Here is an 8302-nt window from a genome sequence, read left to right as displayed (position 1 = left end):
ACCTCATCAAGGACCAGGGCACTTCGGAGCGCACGGTCAAGGCGCTCACCTGGCGGGTCGCGTTATCCGTCGCGCTCTTTGTCCTGCTGATGGCGGGCTACTACTTCGGCTTCATTCCGAAAACGGGGCTCTGAGCCGGTTTCGGGGCAGGATCAGCGCCCACAAAAAAAACGCCGCACCTCGGAAATCGGTGCGGCGTTTCTGTCCTCCCCCTCGCGAGGGGATCCTCCTCCTGTTATTCGGAAGCGGCTTCAGACGAGCCAGTATACGAAGATGAAAAGCAGGATCCACACGTAGTCGACGAAGTGCCAGTACCACGACACGGCCTCGAAGGCAAAGTGGCGCTCCGGCGTGAAGTGGCCTGCCAGCACGCGGAAGAAGATCACGATGAGCATGATTGTCCCGAGCGTCACGTGCAGTCCGTGGAATCCCGTCAACATGAAGAAGGTCGAGCCGTAGGCACCGGTCGAGAGCTTGAGATTCAGCTCCGAGTAGGCGTGACCGTACTCGTAAGCCTGGAAGAAGAGGAACGTGATGCCGAGAATGATGGTGAGCGCCAGGCCGAGCGTAAGTTGGCCGCGGTTGTTCTTCTTGAGCCCCCAGTGCGCCCACGTCACGGTCACGGCCGAGCTCAGCAGCAGCAGGGTATTGAGCGCCGGGATGCCGGCGGCCGCCATCGGCGTGAAGTTTTCCTCCAGACCGGGGCCTGCAACCGGCCAGGTCGGGGCGAAATCGGGCCAGAGCAGCTTGTTGTCGAAGTCGCCGAGCCAGGGCACCGACAGCACGCGCATGTAGAAGAGCGCGCCGAAGAAGGCCGCGAAGAACATCACTTCCGAGAAGATGAACCAGCTCATGCTCCAGCGGAAGGACGTGTCGACGTGCTTGTTGTAGAGGCCGCGCTGGTTTTCCCGGATGACCGTGCCGAACCAGCCGAAAAGCATGTAGATGAGGACGGCCGCACCTGCAGCGAGGACCCACGGCCCGACCACGGCCTCGTGGTTGATCCACAGCGTTGCGCCGAATGCCATGAGCAGGAGCGCGATGGAACCGAAGATCGGCCAGTGCGAAGGCTCGGGCACGAAGTATTTGCTGGCGTCAGTGACCATCCCCTTGTTTCCTCCGTTACGAATTCTCTTCTGCACCTATCGGGTGATCCAGCCGACGAGCAGCACCAAACTCAACACGAACAGCACCCCGGCGATGATCCCGGTGACGATCACCTGCAGCGGGGTGAGGCTCACCATGTCCTGCGCGTGATCGCCGCGCCGACGCACCCCGAAGAACGCCCAGAACACCGCCTTCGCGGCCGCCAGCGGACCCGCCTTTCGCGGTTCCCGCGACTGCCCGTCCTCCGGCTTCACCCGCGTTCGCCGACGGGCACCGCTGCCGACTTGCCCCCGGTCGTCCCTTCGACCTCGAAGAAGGTGTAACTCAACGTCACCGTGCCTAGATCGGCGGGCGCTTTCGGGTCGATGACGAACACCACGGGCATCTGTCGCACTTCACCGGGCGCGAGCCGCTGCTGCTTGAAGCAGAAGCAGTCGAGCTTCCTGAAATACTGTGCCGCGTATTGCGGCCCGTAGCTGGGTATCGCCTGCAGCACCACCGGCACCGCCGCATCGTTCCGCACTTCGTAGGTGATCTGCGTCAGTGCGCCAGGATGAATGCGCACGCTGCGCTCGAGTGGCGCAAACCTCCACGGCAGGTCGTTGCGCGCGTTCGCGTCGAACTCGATCGTCAGGAAGCGCGAGGTGTCGACCTGCGTGTTGACCACTTCGTCGCGCTCAACCACCCGGTTCAGACCGGCCACCTCGCAGATCTTGTTGTAGAACGGCACCAGCAGGAAGCCGAAGCCGAACATCGCCACCGCCGCGACGACGAGCTTGCGCAGCGTGACGATGTTCTCGCTGGCGACAGCGCTCATGACCAGTGCCTCACGATCACGCTGATGAAGAACACGAGCGCTATCGACACGAGAATGAGCGCAGTACGAACGCGGCGTCTGCCCTCATCCCGCGATTGCATCCCGGCGTTCAGTTACTTCACCACCGGCGGCGTCTCGAAGGTGTGGTACGGCGCGGGCGAAGGCACCGTCCATTCGAGACCGTGTGCCCCTTCCCACGGGCTTGCCGGCGCCTTGGCGCCGCCGCGGATGCACTTCACGACGACCCGCAGGAAGATGAGCTGCGAGAGCCCGAACCCGAACGCGCCGATCGAGGCGACCATGTTGAAGTCGGCGAACTGGATCGAATAGTCCGGGATGCGTCGCGGCATGCCGGCGAGCCCGAGGAAGTGCATGACGAAGAAGGTCAGGTTGAAGAAGATGATGGAAAGCCAGAAGTGCAGCTTGCCGAGCTTTTCGTCGTACATGTGGCCGGTCCATTTCGGCAGCCAGTAGTACGTGCCGCCGAAGATGGCGAAGAGCGAGCCCGCCACCAGCACGTAGTGGAAGTGCGCGACGACGTAGTAGGTGTCGTGAAGCTGGATGTCCACCGGCGCGATGGAGAGGATGAGGCCGGTGAAGCCGCCCATGGAGAAGACGAAGATGAAGCCGATCGCGAAGAGCATCGGCGTCTCGAACGTCATCGACCCCTTCCACATGGTGGCAAGCCAGTTGAACACCTTCACCCCGGTCGGCACCGCGATCAGCGCAGTGGCGTACATGAAGAAGAGCTGACCGGCCGCCGGCATGCCGACGGTGAACATGTGATGCGCCCACACGATGAAGGACAGGATCGCGATCGAGGAAGTCGCATACACCATCGACGAGTAGCCGAACAAGGGCTTCCGCGCGAACGTCGGGATGATCTCCGAGACGATGCCGAACGCCGGCAGGATCATGATGTACACCTCGGGATGCCCGAAGAACCAGAAGATGTGCTGATACAGCACCGGATCGCCGCCGCCGGCCGCATTGAAGAAGTGCGTATCGAAGTGGCGGTCGGTGAGCGTCATCGTCACCGCACCGGCGAGCACCGGCATCACCGCGATCAAGAGATAGGCCGTGATCAGCCATGTCCAGCAGAAGAGCGGCATCTTCATGAGCGTCATGCCTGGGGCGCGCATGTTCAGGATCGTGGTGATGATGTTGATCGACCCCATGATCGAGGAGACGCCCATGATGTGGATGGCGAAGATCGCGAGATCCATCCCCGGGCCCATCTGCACGGTGAGCGGCGCATACAGCGTCCAGCCAGCAGCGGTCGCGCCACCGGGAACGAAGAACGAGGTGATGAGGAGTATGGCGGCCGGCGGCAGCAGCCAGAAGCTCCAGTTGTTCATGCGCGCGAACGCCATGTCGGGCGCGCCGATCATGAGCGGCACCTGCCAGTTCGCGAAGCCCACGAACGCCGGCATGATCGCCCCGAACACCATGATGATGCCGTGCAGCGTGGTGAGCTGATTGAAGAACTCCGGCTGCCAGAACTGCAGACCCGGCTGGAAGAGTTCGGCGCGAATGCCGAAGGCGAGCAGACCACCGACGAAGAACATGGCGAAGCTGAACCACAGGTACATGGTGCCGATGTCCTTGTGGTTGGTCGTCGTCACCCAGCGCATGATCCCGGTCGGATGATGCGCGTGATCGTGATCGTGGCTGTGGTCGTGCACGCTACCGGGTACGGCTGCCATCAGGTTCTCCTGGGGCGAAAAGATGTCACTCGCGGATTCGAAATGCTGCCTGCTGCTTCGCTACTTCAAGGCCACCGTCCCGCCGCGCAGCGCCTTCACGTCGGCGGCCTGGACGACGTCACCCGTCTGGTTCGCCCAGCTGTTGCGCTCGTAGGTCACGACGGCCGCGATCTCGATGTCCGAGAGCTGCTTGAACGAGGCCATTGCCGTGCCCTGCTTGCCGTTCAGCACGAGCTTGATCTGGTCGGCGACCGGGCCGGTGGCCACCTTCGAACCCGAGAGCGCCGGGAAGGCCCCCGGCACGCCCATGCCGCTCGCCTGGTGACAGGCAGCACAGTTGCCCTGGTACACCTTCTCGCCCTGCGCCTTGAGCTCCGTCAGGGTGTAGGTCTTGTTCGGATCGATGCGTGAAGCCTCGATCTCCTTCTTCTTGGCCGCGACCCACTGCTTGTAGTCGCCATCTTCCATGACGTGGATCACGATCGGCATGAAGCCGTGATCCTTGCCACAGAGTTCGACGCACTGGCCGCGATAGATGCCGGAATTCTTGGCGTAGAACCAGGTGTCGCGCACGAACCCGGGAATCGCATCCTGCTTGAAGCCGAGCGCGCCCACCCAGAAGGAATGGATGACGTCGTTGGCCGTCGTCAGCACGCGGATCTTCTTGCCGGCGGGAACCACCAGCGGGTTGTCGACTTCCAGCAGATATTCCGGACCCTTGGGTGCTTCGTTGTGGATCTGCGCGTACGGGGTGGCGAGATTGCTGTAGAAGCTGATGCCCTCGCCGTCGCCCTTGAGATAGTCGTATCCCCACTTCCACTGGTAGCCGGTGACCTTGATGGTCATCTCGGCGTCCGACGTGTCCTTCATGGCGAGCACGGTGCGCGTCGCCGGGACCGCCATGCCGACCAGAATGACGAAGGGAACGATGGTCCAGATGACTTCGACCGTCGTGTTCTCATGGAAGGAGGCAGGCTTCGCACCGAGCGACTTCCGGTGGTAGAAGATCGAGTAGAACATCACGCTGAAGACAGCGATGAAGACGACCACGCAGATGCCGAAGATGAGCGAGTGCAGGTCGTAGATCTGCTGCGCAATGGGGGATTCGGGACTCTGCAGCCCGAACTGTGCGTGTGCGACACCCGACGCAGCCAACGCAGCCATGCCCGCCACACTCGTTCGCTTCATGTTTCGCACGCTTCTTCTTCCCTTCAAGTTCACAAAGCCTTGCCGAGTTGCTGCGCGAGTTCGCGTCCGACGCGCTCGCGCTCATCGTTCGTGAGGTGGCGACCGAACTCCACTTCGCGTCCGTGCGAGCGCAGCGCGAGCCGTCGCCGCCCTGCCTTCTCGTGCATCACGACCTGCGCCCAGTGGCGGTTCAGTTCCACCCGTTGCACATCGGATCCCTCGCGGATCTCGATGCGCACGCGGTCCCCGTCGATCTCGAGACACTCGTAGTCCGAGGCATGGCGATCGACGTAGCGGAAGGCGGCGTACAGCACCGCCATCTCAAGCCCTGCAAATGGGAGCACAGGCCACGCACCCATCGCGGTGAAAGCAAGCGCGATGAGAATCGAAACCCCGAAAATAAAGCAGAAAACCCGATGCCGATCCGAACGCGACAGTGAATCGTTGCGATGGGCAACGAGCAGGTATTCCGCACACTGCCCTGCATCGACCGGATTCATCTGCGCTGCAACGCCCTCCCGTTCTCGACGATGCTCTGTAAGTATCTGGTCGGCCATCCAAAGCCCGGCAAAGGTATCACAGCGTTTGCGCGCAGGGCAAGGAGGAAGGCCGGGGCTTGCCGGCTTCGGTGCGCCCGCCACCCGCGCGTTGCTCGGCGGCCGGGCGCCGGGTATTCTCCGCCCATTTCCACCTGGAGACTCTCACGTGACAGGGTCATGCGGCGGCGGCGCGGCTCCGCCGTCCCGGCACGCTTTTCCTGCAGCACCCGTTGGCCGGTGCGCACCGGTGGCGGCGCGGCTTGCCGTTGCGGCCGCCCTGGCGCTCTTCCTCGCCAGCTGTTCGAGCATCGACGAGGTGCAGGAGGCGCGCGGACACCGGTCCGCCCGGCCGACTCCAGCCTCACCCGGGCAAACCTTCTTCGCCGGTGCCGACGGCGTGGTGGTGCGGGACCAGCCCTCCGCGGCCGCCGCCGTTGTTGGACACCTCGGCCCCCACGAGCGCGTCAGCCGGGTGCGCGTGCATGATGGCTACGCGCTGGTGACGGGCACGGCCAGCGGCGTGAAGGGCTGGGTCGACAACGCTCAGCTGATCGCCCACGTGCCGGCATCGTCGGCCGCGAAAGAGCCGTCGGCCCCGCCCACCGCAGCCTCCGATCCACCGGCGATGAGCGCACACCCCGATCCCGGCCCGCCACCGGTGCTGCTTGCGCCGGAAGCGGACGAGCCAGAGCCGGCTGCCGCAAAGCCACCCCCGGCGAAGCCGCGGCCTGCCGCCTCCACGTCGGAAATGCTGGACCCCTTCTGAATCGTTCCGAACCCAATCCGGAGCGGCGTCCATGACAGGAGCGCCGCGCCGCGCAGGGCTTCGTCCCCTGCCGGCCAGTCGCGCAGCCGCGTCGCGCGCCCCGCGCCGCGGCCCGCAGAGCGCGAGGCTTCGCCAATAGGAGAACGAGGGCAGCCGTGCCCCAGCACCACCATCCGCTCCTGATCGTCCTCTTCGCAGCGGCCCTGGCGCCGCTCTTCAACGAGCTGCCCATCCGGCTGCGCCTGCCGCTGGTGGTCATCGAACTGCTGCTGGGCATCGCAATCGGCCCGCAGATGCTGGATCTGGTCGGTGACGAAGTCGGCGTCAGGGCACTGTCCGCACTCGGCCTCTGCTTCCTCTTCTTTCTGGCGGGCATGGACCTCGACTTCTCCACGCTGCGCGGTACTCCGCTGCGCCTGGGCGGGCTGGGATGGACCGTCTCCATCGTGCTCGCGCTGGCACTGACGCAGGCCTTGTCCGCCGCCGGACTCGCGTTCGATCCTTTCCTCGTCGGCGTCGCGCTCGCCACCACCGCGATCGGTGCCCTGCTTCCGATCCTGCGCGAGGCGGACGACCTCGACAGTCAACTCGGGCGCTGTGTTCTGGGCGCTGGCGCCATCGGCGAGTTCGCGCCGATCATTCTCTTCTCGCTCATCATGGCGGGCGACGGCAAGCTCGCGCAGCGCTCCGAGCTGCTCATCACCTTCATCTTCATCGCGCTTACCTGCGTGGTGCTCGTGCTGCGGGTGCGTCCGCCGCAGGTGATCGAGATCCTCTCGCGCACCCTGTACAAGACCAGTCAGTTCCCCGTGCGCCTGTCGATGCTCCTGCTGGCGTCCATGGTCGTGATGGCCGACACCTTCGGTCTCAATCTGCTGCTCGGCGCCTTTGCCGCCGGCGCGGTGGTGGGGCTGGTGGCACGCGGACCGGAAGCGGAGCCGTTCCGGCACAAGCTCGATGCGATCGGATTCGGTTTCCTGATCCCGATCTTCTTCATCGCGAGCGGCACCCAGATCGACGTCGTCGCACTCTTCGCGAGCCCCGACAGCCTGCTGCGGGTGCCGCTCTTCGTGGCCCTCTTTCTGCTCGTGCGCGGCGCCCCGGCCCTGCTTTACCGTCGTGCGCTCGGCAAGCGGGAGCAGCTCGCACTGGCGCTGCTCTCGGCCACCTCTCTGCCGCTCGTGGTCGTCATCGCGGATCTCGGCCGGGCGACCGGGAAGATATCGCCCGAGAATGCCGCGGCCCTGGTCGGCGCCGCAATCCTGACGGTCCTGGTCTTTCCGCTCATCGCGCTGTCGCTGCGGTCGAAACGCGCCCCCGCGGCGGCCGCGGAGATCGACTCCGAAGCGCTATAGCCACCTCGGAACTGCGCTGCCGCCGGCGTGACGGGCGCTCAGCGCGAGTGGCAGTTGGTCCTGCTCTGGACGTTCGTGGTGTTGCCGGTGGTCGTACTGGTCTCGCTCGTCGTGCAGTCCATCGCAGTCGGTTGCGTCGGCTGGCTGGGCGCCGCCTGCGCTGGCTCCTGCTGCGACTTCTGCTGCTCCTCCCACCGCCGTTTCTGCTCGTCCTGCCAGTGGCGCATGTCGTCGGAGCGACGGTTCGCGATGGTCATCATGCAGTTTGCGAAAGCCTCGCTGCCCGGTGTGAAGCCGTAGCCCTGGCACTGCTTGGTGTCGGCTGCCTTCTGCTCAGCCGGGCTCACGCAACCGGCAAGCACGATCGTCCCCACGGTCAACACTGCCTTCAAGCGTGAATTCATTCGCACTCTCTCTCTTCCGTTCGTTTTGTGGAGCGGCTTCGCGCAGCCGCGCCTATCAACATAGCATAGGGAAACGCGCCTCGGTACCAGCGCCGCATCCGGTCAGTTGTCGGCACCGTCGAGCGCCGTCAGAATCGTCGCGACATCCAGCACGTCGGCGAGCGTCCTCGCGTCGGCCGATTCCGTGAAAGGGACGCGCCCGAGCAGGGGCACGCCGAGCCGCCGGGTGAGGGCGTCGATGTTTTCATCGGCCGCCGCCATGTCCGGATCGACATGGTTCGCGACCCAGCCGCACCACGGCAGCCCGCGACGATCGATCGCCTCTGCGGTGAGCAGCGCGTGATTGAGACACCCGAGCCGCACGCCCACTACGAGGACTACCGGCAGGCGCAGCAGCGCGGCGAGATCGGCAACGTCGTC

11 protein-coding genes are annotated in these 8302 nt (G+C 64.6%); 3 read left to right on the top strand and 8 right to left on the bottom strand.

The genetic code is table 11. The features are described from left to right. Positions 1-134: DUF2909 domain-containing protein (locus tag JNK68_12305; protein ID MBL8541137.1), on the top strand; the 134-nt coding region annotated here is incomplete at its 5' end. Between the two features lie 117 nt (positions 135-251). Here JNK68_12305 and JNK68_12300 read toward each other — a convergent pair. From JNK68_12300 to JNK68_12275, 6 genes are all read right to left on the bottom strand, one after another. Beyond that, a complete protein-coding gene (locus tag JNK68_12300; protein ID MBL8541136.1) occupies positions 252-1106 on the bottom strand; it encodes a cytochrome c oxidase subunit 3 in 855 nt (284 codons plus the stop codon). Between the two features lie 36 nt (positions 1107-1142). After that, on the bottom strand, positions 1143-1361 hold the full coding sequence (locus JNK68_12295) for a DUF2970 domain-containing protein (protein MBL8541135.1): 219 nt from the start codon (positions 1359-1361) through the stop codon (positions 1143-1145). Further along, on the bottom strand, positions 1358-1924 hold the full coding sequence (locus JNK68_12290; GenBank protein MBL8541134.1) for a cytochrome c oxidase assembly protein: 567 nt from the start codon (positions 1922-1924) through the stop codon (positions 1358-1360). The genes JNK68_12295 and JNK68_12290 overlap by 4 nt, the downstream gene beginning before the upstream one ends. Before the next feature lie 113 nt (positions 1925-2037). Further along, positions 2038-3630 carry a cytochrome c oxidase subunit I gene (gene ctaD / locus JNK68_12285; protein MBL8541133.1) on the bottom strand — a complete coding sequence of 531 codons (1593 nt, stop codon included), beginning with the start codon at positions 3628-3630 and terminating at the stop codon, positions 2038-2040. A 60-nt stretch (positions 3631-3690) separates the two neighbouring features. Continuing rightward, positions 3691-4818, bottom strand: coding sequence for a cytochrome c oxidase subunit II (coxB, locus tag JNK68_12280; protein ID MBL8541132.1), 1128 nt, complete (start codon positions 4816-4818; stop codon positions 3691-3693). Positions 4819-4847: 29 nt separating this feature from the next. Beyond that, positions 4848-5318 carry a DUF2244 domain-containing protein gene (locus tag JNK68_12275; protein ID MBL8541131.1) on the bottom strand — a complete coding sequence of 157 codons (471 nt, stop codon included), beginning with the start codon at positions 5316-5318 and terminating at the stop codon, positions 4848-4850. 286 nt (positions 5319-5604) lie between these two features. On the opposite strand from JNK68_12275, the gene JNK68_12270 reads away from it, so the two are divergent. Continuing rightward, a complete protein-coding gene (locus tag JNK68_12270) occupies positions 5605-6123 on the top strand; it encodes a hypothetical protein (GenBank protein ID MBL8541130.1) in 519 nt (172 codons plus the stop codon). A 155-nt stretch (positions 6124-6278) separates the two neighbouring features. After that, on the top strand, positions 6279-7478 hold the full coding sequence (locus tag JNK68_12265; GenBank protein ID MBL8541129.1) for a cation:proton antiporter: 1200 nt from the start codon (positions 6279-6281) through the stop codon (positions 7476-7478). Positions 7479-7516: 38 nt separating this feature from the next. Here the strand turns inward: JNK68_12265 and JNK68_12260 are convergent, their stop codons facing one another. Then, a complete protein-coding gene (locus tag JNK68_12260; GenBank protein ID MBL8541128.1) occupies positions 7517-7882 on the bottom strand; it encodes a hypothetical protein in 366 nt (121 codons plus the stop codon). Between the two features lie 102 nt (positions 7883-7984). Continuing rightward, positions 7985-8302: AAA family ATPase (locus tag JNK68_12255; GenBank protein ID MBL8541127.1), on the bottom strand; the 318-nt coding region annotated here is incomplete at its 5' end.

The sequence above is a fragment of the Betaproteobacteria bacterium genome (assembly GCA_016791345.1).
Lineage (GTDB): Bacteria > Pseudomonadota > Gammaproteobacteria > Burkholderiales > JAEUMW01 > JAEUMW01.
The sequence above is the reverse complement of the archived record's forward strand: the minus strand, read 5'-3'. Positions and strand labels throughout refer to the sequence as shown.